Here is a 20,585-nt window from a genome sequence, read left to right as displayed (position 1 = left end):
CGAGGATGCGGTCAGGCGTTGAGCGCTTGCGAGGCGGCGGTGCGGGCTTGGACCTGGGTGCGATTGCCTTCACAGACTCGGTCGCGAACGACATCGACGAGCCGGGGCGGCACGGCGGAAGCGCTGCCGCCGTAGGCGAGCAGGGGTGGCGCAAGGACGCCGGACGGGTCGCTTCCGCCCCCAGCGACGAGCTTGCGTGCGAGGTCGTCGAAGAAGCCCGGGGCGAGCAGATAGTTCGCGAGCACGGGCCGACAGCCGCGGCTCCGACTCTCCTCGACGAGGTCTTTCAACAGCACTCCCCCACCGGCAAGGAACCCGACCTCAACGGGACGTTCGAGCTCTGCGGCCAGCAGCCTGCCCATCTCACGGCACGACTCGTTCGCCCGCTCGTCGCTCGATCCCGCCGCGGCAAGGATCACTTCGTCGCCTTCGCGCAGCGGCGGGAGGCGGTCGGCGAGAATTCCTGCAAGCCGGGCGTCGGGCCCGAGAGTAGGGGCGAGACGAACGTCGCGACCGGCGGCTCCGGCCCGACTGACCGCCTCGGCGAGGTCGACATGGACGTGATACCCCGGCGAGAGCAGCAGCGGCGTGAGGACGACCGGACGATCGTCAGGCAGTCGGGCGATCACCTCGTCGACATCGGGCTTCTGGACATCCACATGACCGAGCATCACCTCGTCTGCGAGCCCACGGATGCGCAGATCAGTAGCAACCTCTGCCGCAAGCACCTCGATGAGGACCTGGCCCGTGGGTGAAGAGGTTCCGTGGGAGATCAGTCCCACCGACGGCAGCCCCGTCACTGGCCACGCCCCTGCGCGCTCCACTGCGCAGACCCCCGCGCCCGCTCTCCCGCAGGGTCCGGAAACAACGAGGCCACCGAACAGGTCGATTGCTCAACGACTGATCGGCCAGAGCGGGCAGTGGTCGTCACGATTGAATTCATTCGCACAGCGTAACCGATCCGCCCCAACACCGCACACAGCCCAGTCATCTGCGAAATTTCGCCATTCTCCGTCATTTTTCGACACATCGCGACCGAGTTCGTAGGATTGCGCCTGACATTCAGGTCTGCTCAACAATTTCGCTAGTGTGTGTTTTCAACGCACTTCTGCGTCTCTGACACCGCCCGCATCGTCGACGTCATTCACATCGTCGACGTCATTTCTATCGTCTGCGCCTCCCCATCCTTCGCGTCATCCACGAAAGGCAAGCACATGCGTCAGCTCATCATCCTCGGAATAGTCGGCCTCATCGCGCAGCTCATCGACGGCTCCCTCGGCATGGCCTATGGGGTCACCTCAACCACGCTGCTGCTCGCGGCGGGTACGGCACCGGCGGCCGCCTCGGCGGCGGTGCACTTCTCCGAGTTGGGGACGACTCTGGTTTCGGGGATCTCTCACCACCGGTTCGGCAATGTCGATTGGCGCACGGTCGGCATTCTCGCGGGGCCAGGTTTCGTGGGGGCGCTCATCGGGTCGACGGTCCTCGCAAACCTGAACGGGGAAGCCGTCACGCCGTGGGTTTCGGGCATACTGCTCGCACTCGGCGTCTATGTCATCTGGCGTTTTCTCGCCTTGGGCGGGAAGCGCCCGCAGTTCCGTTCGCGGCCGAAAGCCGGGATGCTCGTGCCGGTCGGCTTCCTCGGTGGAGCACTCGATGCCATCGGCGGGGGCGGTTGGGGCCCGGTCGGGACGACGACGCTGCTGTCATCCGGGCGATTGGAGCCGCGGAAGGTCATCGGCTCGATCGACACGAGTGAGTTCGTCGTCGCTGTCGGCGGTTCGCTCGGGTTCCTTCTCGCGCTTGGGGCGCAGGGCATCGAGTGGACGATCGTGGCCGCGCTGCTCGTCGGCGGTGTCATCGCCGCACCCTTCGCCGCGTGGCTGGTCAAACTGCTGCCGGCGAAGGTCCTCGCCATCGCCGCCGGCGGCATCATCATCCTCACGAATGTGCGCACCATCCTCCTCACCTTCGGTATCGGCAGCTCGTCGGTGTGGCTCGTCGTCGGCGGTCTGGCCATCGTCTGGGTCGCACTGCTGGCCCACGTCGTGCGGCTCGAACGCCAGGCAGCGAAGACCCGCAAGTCGGAAGAGGCCGCGACCGAGGTTCCCGTCGGCGGATGACAGCTCCCGGGCGGCGGTGCCGGTCGTCGGTCGCCGTTCGCCGGCCCGAAGCGCCGATCAACAGCACCGACCGCCGGACCGGCACGTCGATCAACAGCACCGACCGCCCGCCCGACACGTCGATCAACAGCGCGCTCGGTTATCGATCCGAGCACGCATCGATAACCGGGCCGAGCGTTGAACGACAGGCCCACGAAGACGTCGCCCCACCTCGGCGAGGCTCAGCGGTCGCGTCGCACCATCCACCTATCTCAGTCAACGCGAAACTCGAAAAACACGTCGCCAGTGACGTGTTTTTCGAGTTTCGCGTTACCCGACGCCGGGTCAGCGCTGGCGTGAGGTCAGCGCAACGCGGGGCCGGCGCAACGTGGGGCCAGCGCAACGTGCGATCCGAGCCGTCGGGTCAGCGCTGGTTGTACGCCTTGCGGGCGACGATGACTCCGATGAGGGAGAGCAGGGACAGGGCCGCGTAGTAGAAGCCGGGCACGGTCAGCTCTCCGGTGGCGCTGAGCAGCGCGGTGAGGATGAGCGGGGCGAAGCCGCCGAAGATCGCGACACCGAGGCTGTAGGCGATGGTCATGCCGGAGCTGCGAACCTGGACGGGGAACAGTTCGGACAGCAGCGCCGGCATCGGGCCGAAGTAGAAGACCATGAACAGGCCGACGATCGCCTCGCACACGGTGAGGATCGCGATCGAGGGATGGCTTGTGAGCAGGATGAACATCGGCCACGCGGCGATGATGCCGACGATGGTCGTCGGGATCATCACGGTCGTCGCGCCCACCCTGTCGGCGAGCTTTCCGGCGAACGGTGAGCCGATGAGGGTGATCACGCCGGCGACGACGGCGCCGGGGAAAGCCGCCCAGGCGTCGAGGCCGAGGTTGCCGACGGCGAACTGCGGCAGGAAGGTGATGAGGTAGACCGAGATCGTGGCCATGGCGATGATGAGGAACGCCGAGACCAGGCGGCCGAAGTGATCGCCGAGGAGGGTGCGCAGCGGATTGTCGACCTTCTCGGCGGCTTCGAACTCAGGAGTGTCGTCCATCTTCGAGCGGATGTACCAGCCGACAGGCCCGATGAGCAGACCGATCGCGAATGCCGCACGCCAGCCCCAGGAGTGGAGCGCCTCTTCGCTCAGCGCCGAGCTGAAGATCCAGGAGATGCCGGCGGCGAGGAACATCGAAATGCCCTGCGTGGCCGTCTGGAAGGAGGCGTAGTAGGCCTTGCCGTGTTTGGCGTTCTCGGTGAGGAAGGCGGTGGCCGAACCGAACTCGCCGCCGGCGGAGATGCCCTGGATGATGCGGGCGATGATGAGGCCGATGGCGGCCCACACGCCGAGGACGGACTGGCCGGGAAGAACGACGATGATGAACACGCCGAGCGTCATGAGACCGATCGTCAGCGACAGAGCCGACTTGCGGCCGTGCTTATCGGAGTAGCGGCCGATGATGACCGCGCCGAGGGGCCGGACGACGAACGTGATCGCAAACGTCGCCCAGGTCATCAGCTGCGCCGAGAGTCCATCGCCGGGGTAGAAGACCGCGGTGATGGAAGTGGCCATGAAGCCGAAGAGAATGATGTCGTACCACTCGAGGGCATTGCCCAATCCGGCCGCGAAGACGGCCTTCCTCGCCCGCGACTTCTCCGCACGGGACTCAACAGCCGATGCACTCATCTCTCACCTCTTGTGTCTGTTCGAGGATGCATGCGTCTTCGCTCGCCATCCGGGTTGATGCGGCTCCTGGAGCCGCTGAAGTGTCAGCAGTCGAGTCTAATCCGATGGAACGCGAACGCAATGGCCCGTCTCACTGGATGGCAGCCATTTTCAGGCTCCCGCCGAGGCGGCACCCACGCACAGGACGAGTCCGATGAGTGCGGCCACCGCCATGCCAATCATCGCCGCGGCCATCACCCGCAGGCGGGCCGCTCCCGGTCGAACGGCGAAACGGGCGATGAGCAGGACGAGATAGAGGAAAGCGGCGATGATGATCGTCGTGATCGCAGTGCGGACGGCTTGGCCGCCGGAGGAGATGACAGCGGCCAGGACACCCGAGATGACGACGAGGAAGATCCCGCCGGCAACGATCCAGATGGTGCCGGACGAACTGCGCAGCGAAGGCTGATCGCCGATGTTGCTCGAGTCGATCGGCTCGTGTGAACTGTTGTCCATGTGGCCGAGTCTAGGGACTGTGCACGTGTCTGGCTATGGTACGACGGGCCTCGAGAGCCTCCGTCGCTTCGGCCGAGCCGTCTTCGACCCCTGGGCCGCGTGACCCCGCCGCTTCGGCCGGGTGGCCTTCGAACTCCGGGCTACTTGAGGCCCGCCGCCTCAGAACCAGTCCCGGAGCACGGGCTGCCGGGGGCTCGGCAGAGCATTGGCCCGGTGCCAGTCTCGCAGCCATTCGGGCAACTCGAGTTCCTCCGGCGGCGGTCCGAAGACTTCGATCATGTCCTCTCGTGTGATCCGTCCGGTCTTCGAGGTCAGTCTGGTGGCGACATAGGCGCGGGTGAAGATCTCCTCGCCGACGACGATGCGGTGCTCGAAGAGGACGGTGCGTTCGTCCACGCCGATGACTCTCGTGTCAACGTCATAACGGTGGCCGAGCTTGAGGGACTTCCGGAAGCTGATCGTCTCTGCACTGACGACGCCGCTCCAGCCCCTAGCCCGCAATGTCTTCCAGACCCCGCTGCGCACCATCATGTCGAGTCGGCCGAGGTCCATGATCGAGAAGTACATGCCGTTGTTGACGTGCCGGAAGATGTCGATCTCCGTCGGCAGGACGCGCAGGGTCAAGGAGTAGGTGTCCCACAGCCCCTGAGCCGAGCGGCGACGAGATCGGAGCAGCTGGAGGAGCATTCGCATGAAGTGCATGCCCCCATGTTACTCATAGGTAGGCTCTTAGTCGCCCCGCTCCTTCGCCACCTTGTTGAAGTCCTGATATTCCTTGATGACATCGGCCGTCGGGCCGTCGGCACGCAGTTCGCCCTTCTCGATCCACAGCGTGCGATTGCACGTGTCCTTGATCGACCGCATCGAGTGCGAGACGAGGAAGACGGTACCGGCGTTCTCCCGGATCGACCGGATGCGGCCCTCCGAACGGTCACGGAACTTCTTGTCACCGACGTTGAGCGCCTCATCGACGATGAGGATCTCATGCTGGACCGAGGTGGCGATCGCGAACTTCAGCCGCTGGGACATCCCCGAGGAATACGTGCGCATCGGCAGGTCGATGAAGTCTTCGAGCCCGGTGAACTCGACGATATCGTCGAACTTCTCGTCCACCTCGGCGCGGGTGAGACCCAAGGCCAGGGATCCGAGGATGATATTGCGGGCACCGGAGAGATCCGGGATGAGTGCAGCACCGACACCGAGGAGGTTCGGCCGTGACTTCGCATAGATCGCGCCCCCGGACGTCGGGGTCAGCCCGGTGATCGAGCGCATGAGCGTGGACTTGCCCGAGCCGTTCGTGCCGATGATGCCGATCGATTCGTTCTTATGCGCCACGAAGCTCACGCCCTTGAGCGCATGGACCTCCTGCAGTCCGCGCTGGCGCTTGAGCATTCCGCCCCCGCCGCCGAGCTTGAGCTTCTTGCCGGTGGCCAGAGTCTTGTAGCGGACGTGGACGTTGTCGCAGACGACGACGGGCTCGTTGTATTCGGTGGCCTCGGCGACGCCGCTCGTCTCATGTTCGGTGTTCTCACTCATCGCGACCGTACCTTTCCTCGGCCTGCCAGAAGAAGATGAAGCCGAAGATGAAGATGCCGAAGGCCCAGATGGCCAAGTGCCAGAAGTAGTCATAGGGAATGACCCCGTCCTTCATGAGGATGCCGCGGGCGATGGCGAGCACGTTGTTGATCGGCTGCCAATCGGCGAACGGCTGCAGGTCGGGGTTGATCTTGTCGACCATGACCTTGAGGTCGAAGAAGACGCCCGAGGTGTAGAAGATCATCCGCGAGATGAACGGGGTGACCTGGGACAGGTCGCGGAAGTGCACGGTGACGCGAGCGAAGATGAATGCCACGCCCTGGTTGAAGATCCAGAACATAAAGACCAAGGGGATGAAGAGGAACCAGTCCCAATCGGGTCGGGCGCCCCACAGCATGACGAGCACCGCCATGAAGATGAAGGTGGGGATGAAGTCGAGCAGGTTCTGGAACACCTTGGCGATCGGCAGCACGATGCGCGGGAACGGCAGGGATTGGACCAAAGAGGCGTTGCCGATGATCGACTTCGCACCGCCGTTCATCGAGGTGTTGAAGAACTCGAGGACGAAGACGCCGATGATGACGAACGGGGCGAAGTCGTCCGGGCGCGCGGTCGCACCCTTCATGATGTAGCCGAAGACCGTGCCGTAGATGAGTGCGGAGAAACCGGGGCGCAGCAGCACCCACAGCATGCCGAGCCTGTTGCGCTCGTTCTCGGACTGCATCCGATACTTCGCGAGCGTGTACGTGAAGTCGCTGCGACTGATCAGCTGTTTGATGTATTGGGGCAAAGACGGCCGTCCACCCACTCTGTCGAGTCCGTGCTCGGCAGCAAGCTTGGCCATATCCATGAACAGAAGATTCTCTCGTCGGCGACTGGGGATAGAACAGAAGAAGAGTCTACGTGATGAGACTAGCGCAGACTCACAGTCGGCTGTGAGCCTTGAAGTCGAATTCCGGGTCCTCCAACTGGGCTCTCGTCGGAATGTGATTGCCGCCGAGCACCCGCCGTGCGGCGGCCTGCATGGGTGGCCAGTTGAACGTCTCGACACCTCGGAGTTTCGCCTCGGGGTCGGTGCTGGCGAAGTGGAAGACCTGGAACTTCTTCCCGCTCGGGTCGTGCCGGATGATCGTGTCGGTGGCGTCGGGGCTGGTCAGCCCCGCCGTGAACACCTTCTCCGGGCCTTGGAAACTCCAGTGCCAAGGCACTTCTGACCAGATCTTCGAGCCCGTTTCCGTCGGGTCCGCACCGGTCTCGGCAGGGGTGTCTTCGGTGCCGTTCGCGGTTTCGTCCGGGGCGTCGCCGAGGAGTTCGGCGAGGAACTTCCCATGGCTTTCGGCCACGGGTTCGCAGGCCCACGGATGGTCGAGAGCATAGGGTCCTGCAGTGACGATGGCACAGTCTCCGGCGGCGAAGACGCCTCGGTGAGATGTTGCCAAGCTCTCATCGACGTCCCATGCCAAGGCGGGCCTGTGACCGTCGATCGGGATCAGCCGCGGGCGGGCACCGACGCTGGTGATGAACAGATCGTGAACATCTGCAGCGATGTCGTCCGGGCTCGAAGAATGGGTGACGAATTCGACACCCGCAGCTCTGTGCCTGTCGAACAGTGCCTGCCGGACGGGGGCCGAGAGCTGTTTGCGCAGCGGCTCGTCCCCGCGCAGATAGACCGTGGCCCGGTGCCCGGCCGCCACCGCCGAGGAGGCGACCTCCATCCCGAGATAACCGGAGCCGAGCACGCCGACGTCGAACGGTCCGTGCGCCTTCTCCACCCGGTCGAGGACCCATTCGGCATCGCCGAGGTCGTAGACGGGAAGAGCGTCCGGATAGTTCGGGATCTGCGGCCGGTGGGCTTCCATCCCGGTCGCGAGAATGCAGTGGGTGAAGCCGATGGATTCCCCCGACGCCAAGTGGACGGTCCCCACGGTGGCGTGGTGATCGACCAGCGGATGGGGGTGTCGCTGGGACTCGGCGGTGTAGCGGGAGTCCGCGGACGCCTCGGCGAGGGTGATCTCTTCGGCCCAGTCACGGACGAAGGTGATGTGCTCGGTCGATTCGAGGTGGTACGGCAGGTGGTGGCGGGAATCGTCGAAGAGGTGCTTCGACAGGGGCGGCCGCTCGCAGGTGTCCCCGGCCTGCGGGTCGATGACGGTGACCGCCTGACCGCGCGCATTCAGCTCCCTGGCCGCAGTGGTCCCGGCCAGTCCTGCACCGATGATGACGATCCGCTTGCTCATGTCTCCATGCTAATGCCCGCGCTTCCCCACGCCGAGAAACGCCTTGGGTGCCTGCTGCGGCGCGACGGGGTCGGGGTGCCGGGCACCGGCTGCTTCCCTCCAAAAACGGACGGAGCGTCGAGACACGCTGGCGTGCGGGCGTGTCTCGGCGCTCCGTGCGTTATTCGGCGCGTGGCCTCAGTGGCCAGCGCCTGTGGTGTCAGAGTTCTGTGGTCTGTGTGCCGCCTCCGGGACGGTCTCCGGTGATCTTGGACTTGATCATCTTCAACAGGCCCGAGGCCCTCCCACCAGGCAACCCCCAGTGCTGGGCGGAGTCGGTGACGACCTTGATGAGGCCGAGGTTCGGGTCCTCCCGGCTCTCGAACCACGCCTTGGCCGAATCGCTCCACAGCTCCTCGACCTTCGCCCGATCATTGACGAACTCGACGCGGCCGGCCACGGAGAGCCAGTTGCCCGCCTCGGCGAGGCTGAGATTGACCTCCGGGTTCGTCCGCAGCGCCTTCGCCTGATCGCCGTCGAGAGTGAGGAAGAACCAGACTTCCGCGTTCTCCGTGACCTCCTGTGGGGCCATCGGGTGGGCGAGGATCTTGCCATCAGGCAGTGCGGTCGCGAGCATCACGGTGTCGGCACCGCGGAGGATCTTGACGACATCGGCGTGACCGAGATCGTTCGTCGCCGTCTCACCTGCGGCCTGACTGCTGCCAGCGCCGCGAGTCGGGCCGCCCTCGGTGTCGTCGCTGGCAGAAGCGGCAGCCGCTGCGCTCGCGGCACCGCCTCCAGCCGTGCTGGCGACCGCCGTTCCCATGCCGGGAACACTGTCGACGTCCTCGGCCTCAGGGGTGGTTCCGACCGCCGCGCCCATGCCGGGAGCAACTGCGGCGCCAGAGGACGGGGTCCCTGCGGCACCGGACGTCGGGGTCGCCTCGGCGGCTCTCGATTCGTCGATGGCGGTGTGCGATCCATCGGGATTGCGATGCAGCGTCACACCTTCATCCTCGGCCGCGTTCTGGGCGCGTGCCTCCACGTTCCGTTCGGTGTAGCCGACTTCGGCTACCTGATCCACGTTCGAGGTTCCGCCCAGCGGCTCGGTCGACTTGTCGAGCTTGGCCGCGATATCGCGGGCCTTCTTCTCGCCAGTGGACTCATCGCTTGTATCCCTATTGACCATGACCATTTCCCTTCGCAGACGGTTCCTGGCACTTCAGCCGCTCGTGCGATCCGTGATCGGAACGGACATGAGCGATTGCACCGTCATTCTCACACGACTTCCCGAGTGGCAACAGCCCCCTTGGGACGGGACCGCGGAGGCGTCAAACCGGGGCGGTCTGGCTGCTGAATCGGCACGATGGGGACGCCGACTCGAGACTGCGGAGCCACCGAACCGGGAACTGTCGACACGGCTGCGCGGGGCTCCCCACGGTGTTCGCAGTCTGCTTCGGGACGTGTGCGAACTCCGCAGCGCCGTGCCTAGACTGGGGCCATGGATGAAGAAACTACCGTCACCGTCAACGACATTCCCGAAGGTGCCGCCATCATCGACGTCCGTGAGGACGACGAGTGGGAAGCTGGGCACATCGAAGGCGCGATCCACGTGCCGCTGGGCGAACTGCCCACCCGCCTCGACGATCTGCCCCTCGATGACGACATGTACGTCATCTGCCGCACCGGTGGACGCTCGAACCGGGCCGTGGCCTGGCTCAACCAGAACGGCTTCGACGCCTTCGACGTGGCCGGCGGCATGGGTTCCTGGAACCTCGACAACGGCAAGCCCATCGTCTCGGAGACCGGCGAGGAACCCTGGGTGAAGTGAGGGTCGATGCCCGTCACGGCTCGTCCCGCGGGTCTCATCCCCGTCCGGGGCAGCAGCCGAACGGGTCTTGATCCCACGCCACGTTGGGGTCTAGCGTCGGAACCACGGAACGCACTGTTCTGTTCACAATCACCGCCGCCACGATGGAACGCGGTACCGGTGTTCACCTCCGAAAGGAGTAGGAGTCCATGAGCGACGAGAAGAAGAACCTGCCGGAGAACACAGAGGAACACGGAACCGACGACGATCGCGAGATCAAGAGCTCTGCCGTAGGAGTCGGTCCCGACCCTGACGCGGAAGGCAGCTCGCAGACACCTGAAGAAAGGCTCGAGCGCATCGCCGCCGAGCACGAGGTTCCCATCGAGCGAGACCCTGAGGACGCCCAGGCCAAAGCCGAAGGGTCCTCCCCCGACAAAGACCGGGATATCAGCGGTGGAGACACGAAGGAAGAAGAGGACGACTCCGTGGAGCCGCCGGACTGAGTCTGCGACGGCGAGGGCTCGACCGTGGAATCTCGCTCAGTCATGTCTGCCGAGTCCACGATGCAAGAACTCCGTGGACACAACTGTGACAGGTGGCCCGGATTTGGCAAGGTAGAAGAATGACTACTCGCGCCGGCCAGTTGGCCCAGGACAAGGATCTCGTAGACATCCCTGCCCTTCTCGATTCCTATCACGACTTGGTTCCCGACCCTTCGGTGCCTTCGCAAGCAGTGAGCTTCGGGACCTCAGGCCACCGCGGTTCGAGCTTCAACCGATCCTTCAACGAGGCGCACATCGCTGCCATCACCGCCGCCATCGTCGACTTCCGCAGGGACAAGGGAATCCGCGGGCCGATCTTCCTCGGCCGGGATACCCACGCGCTGAGTGAGCCCGCGTTCCTCACCGTCCTCGAGGTGCTCGCCGCCGCCGAGGTGCCTGCGCGCATCGACGAACGCGACGGCTTCACACCGACCCCGGCCGTCTCGCATGCGATCCTCGGCTTCAACTCGGGAATGTCGCGCACGGATGCCCAAGCCGACGGCATCATCGTCACCCCCAGCCACAATCCGCCCGCCGACGGCGGCATCAAATACAACCCTCCCCACGGCGGCCCGGCCGGATCCGAGACGACGAAGTGGATCGCCGAACGCGCCAACGCCTACCTCCTCGACGGGTGGGAGAAGATTCCGCGCACCGCCTTCCAGCGGGCCTTCCATCTGGAGAACACCGAGAACTTCGACTACGTCTCGAACTATGTCGACGACCTCGAATCCGTCATCGACCTCGACGCCATCCGCTCCTCCGGGCTGAAGATCGGAGCTGACCCGCTCGGCGGCGCGAGCGTCGACTACTGGGCCGCGATCGCCGAAGACTACGATCTCAACCTCACCGTCGTCCATCCCGACGTCGACCCGACCTGGTCATTCATGACCCTGGACTGGGACGAGAACATCCGCATGGACTGCTCCTCGCCGCATGCGATGGCGGGCCTCATCGCCTCCCGCGGCGACTACGACATCGCCACGGGCAACGACGCCGACGCCGACCGGCATGGGATCGTCACCCCCGATGCCGGACTGATGAACCCGAACCACTATCTGGCCGCGGCGATCGACTACCTGCTCGATTCCCGCACCGACTGGCCGACTGCAGCCGGCATCGGCAAGACCCTGGTCACCTCGTCGATCATCGACCGCATCGCGGCATCCCACGATCGGACCCTGTTCGAGGTTCCCGTCGGCTTCAAGTGGTTCGTTCCCGGACTGCTCGACTCCTCGCTGGCCTTCGGCGGCGAAGAATCGGCCGGGGCCTCGTTCCTCCGCCGCGACGGGAAAGTGTGGTCGACGGACAAGGACGGCATCATCCTCGCCCTGCTCGCCGCCGAGATGACGGCAACGACCGGGCAGAGTCCCTCGCAGCGTTACGCGGGTCTGGCAGCGAACCACGGAACCAGCGCCTACGCCCGCCAGGATGCCCCCGCCACCCGCGAGCAGAAGGCTCGCCTCGGAGCGCTCGACGCCTCCCAGGTCAATGCACAGTCCGTCGGCGGTGAACCCGTGAAGGCGGTGCTCACCTCGGCGCCGGGGAACAATGCGCCCATCGGCGGGCTCAAGGTCACCACGGACAACGCTTGGTTCGCCGTGCGTCCTTCCGGCACGGAAGACGTGTACAAGATCTACGCCGAATCACTGCGCGATGAGGATCATCTGCGCCAGGTCCAACACGACGCCCGGACGCTGGTCGACGGCGTATTGAAGTGAGCGCCCTGCCGGCGCTCTGAACGGCGGGGTCTCTCAGCCCGTGTAATCCTGGTTCTGGGGAGGCAGGGCGGCCACAGCGGGATGGTCGCGACCGATGTTGCCGAGTTTGGCAGCACCGCCGGGCGAGCCCAGATCGTCGAAGAATTCGACGTTGTAGCTGTAGTAGTCCTCCCACTCGTCGGGCACATCGTCTTCGTAGAAGATCGCCTCCACTGGGCACACCGGTTCGCATGCGCCGCAGTCGACGCACTCATCGGGATGGATGTAGAGGCTGCGTGCTCCTTCGTAGATGCAGTCGACCGGGCATTCCTCGACACAGGCTCTGTCCTTGAGATCGACACATGGCTGCGCGATCACATAGGTCATCAGGTTCGACCGCCTTTCTCACGTCTCCTCACATCGCGGGCATAAAGGTTCGGCGCACCGTCGGCAACGCGATGCAGCACTGTGCGCGAACCAGCTTCCCGGATCTTTCTCACTCTAAGAGACCGCCGCTTCGGTCGTACATGATCGGGATCATGTACGGCAGAAGCGGCCCCGGTCCGGCACGGCCGGGCGTCGAGGAACTGCGGGACGAGTCAGGACTGTGCGATCTCGTGCAGGAGGGCCTGGTCCACGATCGACGTCCATTGACGGCCGAAATCGACGGCGCCGGCTGCGTGCAAACGACCCAGCGCCCGGCTCGCGGACTCCGGCGCGATCCTGGCGATGGCGCCGAGATCGGCACGGCTGAGCGGGATCGGCAGTTCGATCCGCCCGCCTCCCGGCCGGCCGAGCTTCTCTGCCAGACTCAGCAGCACGGCGGCGACCCGCTGATCAGCGCGGCCGACAGAGAGCTGTTCGAGCGCCTGGTAGGACTGTTCGAGCCGCTCGGCGAGTTCGTCGAAGGCCGCCATCGCGACCTTCGGATGCCGTTCGAGGACGCTGCGGATAGCGCGAACAGGAATGCTGATGACACAGGAATCGATCATGGCGACGGCGGTCTCACCGCAGTGGTCGACGCGAGTCAGCGTTCCGAAGCTGTCTCCCGGTCCCAGCACTGTCACCTCGCGGGGACGGGCGCAGGAGTTTGACCGCCCCCGAGGCGACAATGAAGAGATGACTGGCCCGATCCCCCGCTTGACAGATCCGCTCACCAGCGACGTATCCGGGCGCACGGACCTGTTGTTCGAGGCTCTTAAGTTCTTCGTCAGGCAACGCCTCGAACATGGGTGCGTTGGCCAGCGCCTCAATGCGGATCCTGTGATGGCACGCGGCCGGCGCTGCCGAATGCAGCGAAAGCGGATCCGAGAAACTATGGCCCACTGTCTCGCCCCTTCCTCCCATCGCTTCACTGACAACACTACTCCGCACGCCTGAGGCCAAGCTCGGGAAGACGACCGCAGCCCTGCAGGCAGAATCCAATCACGATCACGTATCGCTGACTACACGGTTCTGTCATATTCAACGCGGCACCCGTCTGCGGCCAGTGCCCCAGCATCATCTGAGAACATCACTGTCATAGCTTCGTCACCACCGATTCCACTGCCAAGGTTCTTTGCCGTCAATCGGTCACTCATGCTCACGCGACATGCACCGTCGCATGACTGCAACAGTCCTGTCTGCATGCTGTAACCGTTTCCAAGTCGGTTCCCAGCCATCGTTGCTGCATCCTCAGAATCGGCCACAATACTTGATCCTCGTCAGCTAACCTGCCACCACGCAACGAGCGAACGGCTCCCGCGAGGTGGCGACACAGAGGAGACACCATGAAGACCACCATTCGCAATCGCGCAGCAACCCTGGGAATCGCCACCGTCGCCGGTCTCGCCGGCATCGGGCTCGTCGGCGGGCCGGCCATGGCCGCCGATACCTCGTCCGCGAATTCATCGAGCGAGACGTCAGACTCCGGCGTCGGCACGCAGTCGGTGTACTACCCGACAGTCCCCGTCACCTATGCCGATGAACTCGTGCGCGCATGGGGGCAGGGTGCCACGGACCGTGTCGAAGCCTTCGCTTCGCCCAAGGTCGCAAAGGCACTGGCCAATCACGGAGATGACAATGGATCCCACTGGAACCGCGTCGGTGCAGAAGGAGCGGCAGGCACGATCTACGTCGATTACGAGAACACCGTGACCGGCGAGACGATGACTCTAGGAGTCGCTAACGAAGCCGTGTCCAACCCAGACAACGAGTGGGGCACACCCCACGGCGTGCACTCGGTCAAGTTCGAGGGCTGAAGCCTCGGCGTGACTCTCCGGCGCGGCTCTCGCCACGGAGCGCACCGCAGGCGCACCACTCGGCCTGCTTCGACTCGGCCTGCTTCGACATGATTCGAAGCAGGCCGGGGTGGCCCCGGGAGGGCCAAGGTCTCTACGCTCCGGCGGCCAACCACATTTGGTGCCAGTCATCTGTATCGATCCAGATGCAGGGGACGAAAAGTGTCCGCCCGCGTACGGAATGTGTTGCGCAGCGCACGAAAAGTGGTTCGGAGCGTACGTAATGTGTCACCGGCCCCGATGGTGGGCGGGGCACTGGCCAGGATCGGCCGCCTCGGCGAAGGATTACAGGTGGGCCTCCGGGGCGTTCTGCACGTACTCGTCGACGGTGTCGTTCTGGAACGCGTCCTGGACCTTCTTCAGCTCGTCATCGTCGACCTTGACGATCGACGCACCGTTCGGCGCGGTGCCGACGCCGGCGACCGGGGCGGTGAAGAACTCGATGTCGCCGGGACGGACATCGCGCATGTTGAAGGCCGTGCCGGAGATGTACTTCGCGTCCAGGCCCGAGTCGACATACATGTAAGGCGCGAAGTTCTTCACCATGTCCTGGATCTTCTTCGGGTTCGACAGCGTATCGGCCGAGATGATCTCGTTCGTCAGCCCGCGGATGAACGCCTGCTGGTTGCGCGCCCGCTGGAAGTCGCCGTCCTTGAACTGCTTGCGCTCACGGACGAAGGTCAGCGCCTGGTCACCGTTGAGGTCGTTCTGGCCCTGGCTGAACGTGTAGCCGTTCTTCTCGAACGCCTGCTCCGAGTTCACGGTCACCCCGCCGAGGCTGTCGGTGAGAGCCTTGAACCCTTCGAAGTCGATGATCGCCACGTGGTCGAGGTCCGTGCCGATGAAGTCCGACACCGTGGACACCGCCAGTGGCAGACCGCCGTATGACAGAGCCGCGTTGATCTTCGCCTTCCCATGCCCCTCGATGTCGACGTAGCTGTCTCGCGGGATCGACATGACCTGGACGCTGCCGCCGTCGTTGGGCAGGTGCATGACCATGATCGTGTCCGAGCGCAGACCGCGCGAATCGTTGACGTCGACCTGGTCCATCGGCTCGTCGGAGCCGAGCAGCAGGATGTTCGTGCCGCCGTCGCCCTTGTCGCCGACCTTCTGCTTGCCGAAGACCTGCTCGTCGCTCAGCCGGTTCGAATTGCTGTCGAAGGATCGGCCGATGCTCCACACGTAGAGTCCGATGCCGAGCACGCCGAGGATGACGATGATGAGCAGGATGACGAGGACTTTGCGCCACACGCGTTTCTTCTTCCGCGGTCGCTGCTGTTCCTCGTGCTGGTTGTCGAAGAGATCATCGAAGGTGGTGTTGTCCGTCATCGGCACTCCGGGATTCGGGCGGTCGGCGCAATGCGCCGGGAGAAAGTGGGCAATCTCGCTTATTGTATAGCTTTTGTTACATACCCAGGCGCACTTCGACGGCGCTCCCCCGCCGAGGTGAGAGGACTCACCAGGAATGGCACGGATCTGTATGGTCGGCGCGGGGGCGGGCTGGGTAGACTTCTCTGGTGTTCAACAACTATCGGGAAATCCTATCGCTTCCCGGTGCGCTCAAGTTCTCCTTGGCCGGTCTCGTCGCCCGCATGCCCATCGCAGTCCTGGGATTGGGAATCGTCCTCTTCATCCAGGGCGTGAGCGGATCATACGGTCTGGCGGGCATCGTCACCGCCGTGTACATGATCGTCCAAGCGCTTGCCGGCCCCGGAATCGCACGCCTCGTCGACCGCCACGGCCAGGCAAGGGTCATGGTGCCCATCGTCATCACCCACCTGGCCTCACTGACGCTGCTCATCTTCTCCGTCTATCTCGACTGGTGGGTCGGCTTCGTGTTCATCTTCGCCGGCATCGGCGGCGCCACTGTCGGCTCCGTCGGTTCGCTCGTGCGTTCACGCTGGTCACACATCGTCGACTCGCCGAAGAAGCTGCAGACCGCGTTCTCCTGGGAGTCCGTCGCGGATGAGCTGATGTTCGTCTCCGGACCCGTGCTCGCCACGGTGCTCGCCACAGCGGTGTGGCCGCCTGCAGGCATCATCCTCTCGATGCTCACCGTGGGCGTGGGATCGCTGCTGCTCTACGTTCAGAAGGCCACCGAACCGCCTCCCGTCGAACGCACCACCGAGGCGAAAGGTCACGTGTTCTCGAACCCGGGGATCTTCGCGATCATCATCGTCAACATCTTCCTCGGCGTGAACTTCGGTGCCATCGACGTCATCGCCGTCGCGTTCGCCGACGAACTCGGGGTGAAGTCCTCGGCCGGTGTGCTGCTGTCGTGCCTGGCGCTGGGATCCTTGCTGTCGGGCGCCCTGTACGGGGCCCGGAACTGGCAGACCGCGGTGCACCACCGCTTCGGTGTGGCCGTGACCGGCTTGGCCGTCGGCGCGTGCATGATGCTGCTCGCGCAGTCCATGGTCACCTACGGAATCATTCTCGTGGTCGTCGGCTCTGCGATCGCGCCGAGCCTCATCGGCGCGAACTCCGTGATCGAGCAGCTGGCCCCGCCGAGGCGGCTGACCGAGGCTTTCGCCTGGCTGGGCACCTCCTTGGGCTTCGGCGTCGCCTTCGGTTCGGCGATCGCTGGCAACATCATCGATGCCTTCGACGCGAAGACCGCGATGCTGCTGCCTGCCGGCTGCGCGATTCTCGGAGCTGCGATTGCGCTGTCGCTGCTCAAGCTGCTCAACCCCTCACGGTCGAGCCACGAAGTACGGCTGGAGAAAGACCGTCGCCGCGTGAAGATCGCGGAGGACTGAAGAGGCTCAGATGCGGCCCCGACTGCCGGGCGACCGGCAGGGTTCAGGGACAGCTTGAGCGGGGTGCTTCGCTGCGACGGCGAGAAGCACCCTCAGACAGCTCGTCGCCGCAGCAGGAGCACGCCGTCTTTGACCACGGCCGTCTCCTTACCGTCTGGACCGGCCGTCTCACGCGGACGGACCTCCTCGATCACGATCTCCCATTCGGCTTCGTCAAGCGCCAAAGCAGCGAGCTCGGCCGTCGGGGTCAGCAGGTGGCTGAGTTCGTCCTGCAGCGCGGGGTCCCTTGGGTCGTCGGTCTCGTAATAGCGCAGCACCCAGGGCGGAATGTCCTCAGGATCATCAAACACATGAGAGACGATGAGCAGGTGCCCACCGGGTTGCAGCCGCTTGGCCGCACGGCGAAGGATCTCGGTCCTCGGCATCTCAGGAGTCGAGTGGAAGAACGATGCGGTCACGAGGTCGAAGGTCTCCTCGGTCGTCCACGTGGACAGGTCGTGGCTGATCCAGGTGATCGCCTCGGCGACTCCGGACTCCCGAGCACTGTCGGCACCGCGTTCGATCGCCGTTGTCGAGACATCGACAGCGGTGACATGCCACCCCTGAGTGGCCAACCAGACGGCGTCACCGCCCTCTCCGCAGCCGAGCTCGAGCGCGGCAGCGCCATGGTCGGCACCCAGCGTCGCGACCACCTCGGCGGTGGAGGCGTTCGCCCGTCCCGACCATCGTTGGGCACTTTCGGCGTACAGGGCCTCCCAGTACTCCTCAGGCGACTCATTCGCTGGCGATGCCGTGCCCTGCACGTCCGTGCCCTGCACGTCCGCCTTCTGCCCGTCCGTGCCCTGTACGTCTGCCTTTGGCACGTCTGTCTTCTGCACCTCGGCGTTGTTCGCGTCTCCGGCGTGTTCGTCAGCGTGCCCGGATGAGGCTCGGTCGAAGTCCTCGCTCACCAACGCCATGTTGACCATGCCGCCGGCCGTCGACCCGGCCCCGATGGAGACGGACACGTTCGCTGCGGGGTTGACGATATTGCCGACCGCCCAGACTCGCTCGTGGCTGGTCAGGCCGGCCGGGTCGACGGCGACGAAGCTGCCCATCGGGTTCTCGGCGCGGTCGAGGTCGAAAGGGGCAAGATACTCATCCTGCGGTCGTGACGACGGTGCGATGAACACCGCGTCGAGGGCGATGCTGCTGCCGTCGGCGAGGCGTGCCCCGGTCAGGCGTTCACCTTCGGTGAGGACCTCGGCCACCGGTGAGTCGATGAGTCTCACGCCCCGTGAGCGCAGGCGCGCAGCAACGTCTGGGCTGATGGCTCCGCAGTCGGCGGTGAAGAAGGTCACCTGGTCACTCCACTGCCGGATCAGTTCAGCTTGGTGCAGCGAAATCGCAGACGTGCCGAGCACGGCGAGACGCTGCCCGCGCACCTCCCACCCGTGGCAGTACGGGCAATGCAGGACGCCGGCGCCCCACTGCTGCGTCAGTCCCGGAATCTCGGGCAGCTCGTCGACGAGACCACTCGCTGCGATGAGGGCGCGCGTCGTGGCCGTACTGCCATCTGCAAAGGTCACGGCGAGTCCATCATCGACCTCTGCGACAGTCTCGACTGCCCCCGGGCGGATCGTGACATCGTAGGCGCTCACCTCTTCTCGTCCGCGCCGCAGCAGCTCGCTGGGGTCGACCCCGTCGCTTCCGAGCATGCCGTGCATATGCGCGGCAAAGCGGTTGCGCGGCTCGCCGACATCGACCACCAGCACCTGCCTGCGCGCGCGTCCCAAGGTCAGTGCCGCCGACAAGCCGGCGACGCCTCCTCCAACGATGATGACTTCCCAGTGTTCGCTCATGCTTTCATGGTCAGCTCAGACCTTGCCCGTGCGCAATGCTTCTTGCACATTTGGCAAGACAAGGAGTCGGAGACCACCGCATCCGGGAGATTCAGGGACGGACATGACTGAGGAACTCAAACACATCGGGCCGCGTTTGCGCGCACTGCGCAATGATCGAGACTGGACACTCGACGAGGTGGCCACTCGCGCCGGCATCTCACCGAGCACCCTCTCACGCCTGGAATCCGGAAAGAGACAAGCCAGTCTCGAGCTGCTCCTCCCCCTCACTCGTCAGTTCGGCATCAGCATCGACGATCTCGTGACTCCGAAGGCTGCCGACCCTCGGGTTCGCCGCCGAGCCATCCGCAGGAACGGCATGGTCATCACGCCCCTCGCACCAGAGGGCTCTCCCGTCGCCACCTACAGGATCACCTACCCGCCCGTCGCCACTCCCCCGGAGCCGCAGGTCCACGACGGCTTTGAATGGCTCTACGTCATCTCTGGGCGACTGCGCCTGCTCCTCGGCAGTCAGGATCTCGTCCTCACCAACGGGGAGGCCGCCGAATTCGACACCCGCATCCCGCACAGCATCTGCGCAGCAGGCAAGCGCTCGGCCCAGGTGCTGAGCATCTTCAACAATGAGGGAATTCGCATGCACACGCACGCCCCCGGCGATGACATGCACACGCACTCCCCCGGTGACGATACGAATCCCTGATCCGGCGCCCGCCATCGTCGCTGAGGCCGCGACGAGCACCCATCACCCACCGTTCGCGGCACACCCTCGCGGCCGCGTCACTTCATACCCGCCTGATCACCCATCACCGCGAGCGTGAAAACGCCCTGATGCACCGCGGTGTTTTCGCGTCAACGAGAGGTTATGCGCAAAGACCGCCGCGAAATGCCCGGTACGCGGCACGGAACGCCAGAACCACCTCGGCGATGTCAAAGATCATTGACACCATAATGTCAACCATGCTTCACTTTGAAATGTAAAACGAAGTTGACACCAAGGAGCCCCATGGAAGTACAGACCTCGAACCTCAAACAGGTTCGCAAGGCATCCGGGCTCACCCAAGCCCAACTGGCACAACTGACCGGAGTATCACGGCAGACGATCATCGCCACAGAAAAGGGCGACTACGCCCCAAGCGTCTACCTGGCCATACGGATCAGCCGCACGCTGAACACCACTGTCGAAGAGATCTTCTCACTGCAGGAGGAAGCCCCATGAGCAACATCAGCAACAAGAAGCATCGCGGCAACGAACTCGCCGACAAGATCGCCGGCTTCAACGACCCGTCCATGGGCGATGAACGCGAGCGCGACGTCATCCTGCGCGCGTATACGTTGGGGGCAGTCGTCTCCACCTACGTGTTCTTCGCGCTCGGCCTCATCTTCGCCGTTCTCGGCGCGGGAGTGTGGAGCGCGTTCATCATCCTCGGCTCCATCGCGACCAGCAGCGTCGTTTCGGGCTACTGCAAGCGCGAGAATGTGGATAAGGGGTATCCATTTAAATCCCGAAACCGGGATCCTGGTACCGAGGTAGGCTGAACAGACGAATAGAGGGCTCCCGCGCTGCGCCAACAGCCGGGAGCGTGGACATACACCAGGAAGGGGTGTACGT

21 protein-coding genes are annotated in these 20,585 nt (G+C 64.5%); 9 read left to right on the top strand and 12 right to left on the bottom strand.

Features of this window, described 5'->3' with window-relative positions:
- Positions 1–11: 11 nt before the first annotated feature.
- Positions 12–800: a CbiX/SirB N-terminal domain-containing protein gene (locus tag EB836_RS17085; RefSeq protein WP_240690125.1), complete on the bottom strand. Its 789-nt coding sequence runs from the start codon at positions 798–800 to the stop codon at positions 12–14.
- Positions 801–1,091: 291 nt separating this feature from the next.
- Between EB836_RS17085 and EB836_RS17080 the strand changes: the two genes are divergently transcribed.
- Entirely contained in the window at positions 1,092–2,123 is a 1,032-nt protein-coding gene (locus EB836_RS17080; protein ID WP_240690123.1) for a sulfite exporter TauE/SafE family protein, read from the top strand.
- A gap of 403 nt (positions 2,124–2,526) precedes the next feature.
- Here the strand turns inward: EB836_RS17080 and EB836_RS17075 are convergent, their stop codons facing one another.
- The 7 genes from EB836_RS17075 to EB836_RS18715 all read right to left on the bottom strand — a co-directional run bounded on the left by EB836_RS17075 (position 2,527) and on the right by EB836_RS18715 (position 9,234).
- Positions 2,527–3,798: an MFS transporter gene (locus tag EB836_RS17075; RefSeq protein ID WP_135542552.1), complete on the bottom strand. Its 1,272-nt coding sequence runs from the start codon at positions 3,796–3,798 to the stop codon at positions 2,527–2,529.
- A gap of 150 nt (positions 3,799–3,948) precedes the next feature.
- On the bottom strand, positions 3,949–4,293 hold the full coding sequence (locus EB836_RS17070) for a hypothetical protein (RefSeq protein WP_135542550.1): 345 nt from the start codon (positions 4,291–4,293) through the stop codon (positions 3,949–3,951).
- 159 nt (positions 4,294–4,452) lie between these two features.
- Positions 4,453–4,995 carry a thioesterase family protein gene (locus EB836_RS17065; protein ID WP_135542548.1) on the bottom strand — a complete coding sequence of 181 codons (543 nt, stop codon included), beginning with the start codon at positions 4,993–4,995 and terminating at the stop codon, positions 4,453–4,455.
- A gap of 27 nt (positions 4,996–5,022) precedes the next feature.
- Complete coding sequence (locus tag EB836_RS17060; protein WP_135542546.1) at positions 5,023–5,829, bottom strand: ABC transporter ATP-binding protein; 807 nt, start codon at positions 5,827–5,829, stop codon at positions 5,023–5,025.
- On the bottom strand, positions 5,822–6,679 hold the full coding sequence (locus tag EB836_RS17055; protein WP_135542544.1) for an ABC transporter permease: 858 nt from the start codon (positions 6,677–6,679) through the stop codon (positions 5,822–5,824). The genes EB836_RS17060 and EB836_RS17055 overlap by 8 nt, the downstream gene beginning before the upstream one ends.
- Before the next feature lie 73 nt (positions 6,680–6,752).
- The gene (locus tag EB836_RS17050; protein ID WP_135542542.1) at positions 6,753–8,066 is read right to left on the bottom strand and encodes an FAD-dependent oxidoreductase; all 1,314 of its coding nucleotides are present in this window, start codon (positions 8,064–8,066) and stop codon (positions 6,753–6,755) included.
- 199 nt (positions 8,067–8,265) lie between these two features.
- Entirely contained in the window at positions 8,266–9,234 is a 969-nt protein-coding gene (locus tag EB836_RS18715; protein ID WP_346763100.1) for a pyridoxamine 5'-phosphate oxidase family protein, read from the bottom strand.
- 312 nt (positions 9,235–9,546) lie between these two features.
- On the opposite strand from EB836_RS18715, the gene EB836_RS17040 reads away from it, so the two are divergent.
- The 3 genes from EB836_RS17040 (at position 9,547) to pgm (ending at position 12,118) form a co-directional block, all read left to right on the top strand.
- Positions 9,547–9,876 (top strand): rhodanese-like domain-containing protein, encoded by a 330-nt coding sequence (locus tag EB836_RS17040; RefSeq protein ID WP_135542541.1) that lies wholly within the window; start codon positions 9,547–9,549, stop codon positions 9,874–9,876.
- Between the two features lie 188 nt (positions 9,877–10,064).
- Positions 10,065–10,358, top strand: a complete 294-nt coding sequence (locus EB836_RS17035; protein WP_135542539.1) for a hypothetical protein — start codon at positions 10,065–10,067, stop codon at positions 10,356–10,358.
- A 119-nt stretch (positions 10,359–10,477) separates the two neighbouring features.
- A complete protein-coding gene (gene pgm / locus EB836_RS17030) occupies positions 10,478–12,118 on the top strand; it encodes a phosphoglucomutase (alpha-D-glucose-1,6-bisphosphate-dependent) (RefSeq protein ID WP_135542537.1) in 1,641 nt (546 codons plus the stop codon).
- Positions 12,119–12,151: 33 nt separating this feature from the next.
- On the opposite strand, the gene fdxA is transcribed toward pgm, so the two are convergent.
- Both fdxA and EB836_RS17020 read right to left on the bottom strand, forming a co-directional pair.
- Positions 12,152–12,484: a ferredoxin gene (gene fdxA / locus EB836_RS17025; protein WP_135542536.1), complete on the bottom strand. Its 333-nt coding sequence runs from the start codon at positions 12,482–12,484 to the stop codon at positions 12,152–12,154.
- Positions 12,485–12,696: 212 nt separating this feature from the next.
- The gene (locus EB836_RS17020) at positions 12,697–13,158 is read right to left on the bottom strand and encodes a Crp/Fnr family transcriptional regulator (protein WP_135542534.1); all 462 of its coding nucleotides are present in this window, start codon (positions 13,156–13,158) and stop codon (positions 12,697–12,699) included.
- A 708-nt stretch (positions 13,159–13,866) separates the two neighbouring features.
- On the opposite strand from EB836_RS17020, the gene EB836_RS17015 reads away from it, so the two are divergent.
- On the top strand, positions 13,867–14,337 hold the full coding sequence (locus EB836_RS17015) for a hypothetical protein (protein ID WP_135542532.1): 471 nt from the start codon (positions 13,867–13,869) through the stop codon (positions 14,335–14,337).
- Positions 14,338–14,661: 324 nt separating this feature from the next.
- Here EB836_RS17015 and EB836_RS17010 read toward each other — a convergent pair whose 3' ends face one another.
- Complete coding sequence (locus EB836_RS17010; RefSeq protein ID WP_135542530.1) at positions 14,662–15,705, bottom strand: LCP family protein; 1,044 nt, start codon at positions 15,703–15,705, stop codon at positions 14,662–14,664.
- Positions 15,706–15,893: 188 nt separating this feature from the next.
- Here EB836_RS17010 and EB836_RS17005 point away from each other — a divergent pair, with 188 nt between their 5' ends.
- Positions 15,894–17,135 carry an MFS transporter gene (locus tag EB836_RS17005; protein WP_135542528.1) on the top strand — a complete coding sequence of 414 codons (1,242 nt, stop codon included), beginning with the start codon at positions 15,894–15,896 and terminating at the stop codon, positions 17,133–17,135.
- A 92-nt stretch (positions 17,136–17,227) separates the two neighbouring features.
- On the opposite strand, the gene EB836_RS18555 is transcribed toward EB836_RS17005, so the two are convergent.
- On the bottom strand, positions 17,228–18,976 hold the full coding sequence (locus EB836_RS18555) for a bifunctional NAD(P)/FAD-dependent oxidoreductase/class I SAM-dependent methyltransferase (protein WP_167854503.1): 1,749 nt from the start codon (positions 18,974–18,976) through the stop codon (positions 17,228–17,230).
- A 103-nt stretch (positions 18,977–19,079) separates the two neighbouring features.
- Here EB836_RS18555 and EB836_RS16995 point away from each other — a divergent pair, with 103 nt between their 5' ends.
- From EB836_RS16995 to EB836_RS16985, 3 genes are all read left to right on the top strand, one after another.
- Positions 19,080–19,676: an XRE family transcriptional regulator gene (locus EB836_RS16995; RefSeq protein ID WP_135542526.1), complete on the top strand. Its 597-nt coding sequence runs from the start codon at positions 19,080–19,082 to the stop codon at positions 19,674–19,676.
- Between the two features lie 303 nt (positions 19,677–19,979).
- Positions 19,980–20,192: a helix-turn-helix transcriptional regulator gene (locus tag EB836_RS16990; RefSeq protein ID WP_135542524.1), complete on the top strand. Its 213-nt coding sequence runs from the start codon at positions 19,980–19,982 to the stop codon at positions 20,190–20,192.
- Positions 20,189–20,512, top strand: a complete 324-nt coding sequence (locus EB836_RS16985) for a hypothetical protein (protein ID WP_205683404.1) — start codon at positions 20,189–20,191, stop codon at positions 20,510–20,512. The genes EB836_RS16990 and EB836_RS16985 overlap by 4 nt, the downstream gene beginning before the upstream one ends.
- The last annotated feature ends 73 nt before the right edge of the window (positions 20,513–20,585 follow it).

Source organism: Brevibacterium sp. S111 (assembly GCF_004745075.1).
Lineage (GTDB): Bacteria > Actinomycetota > Actinomycetes > Actinomycetales > Brevibacteriaceae > Brevibacterium.
This window is presented reverse-complemented; position numbering and strand designations above follow the sequence as displayed.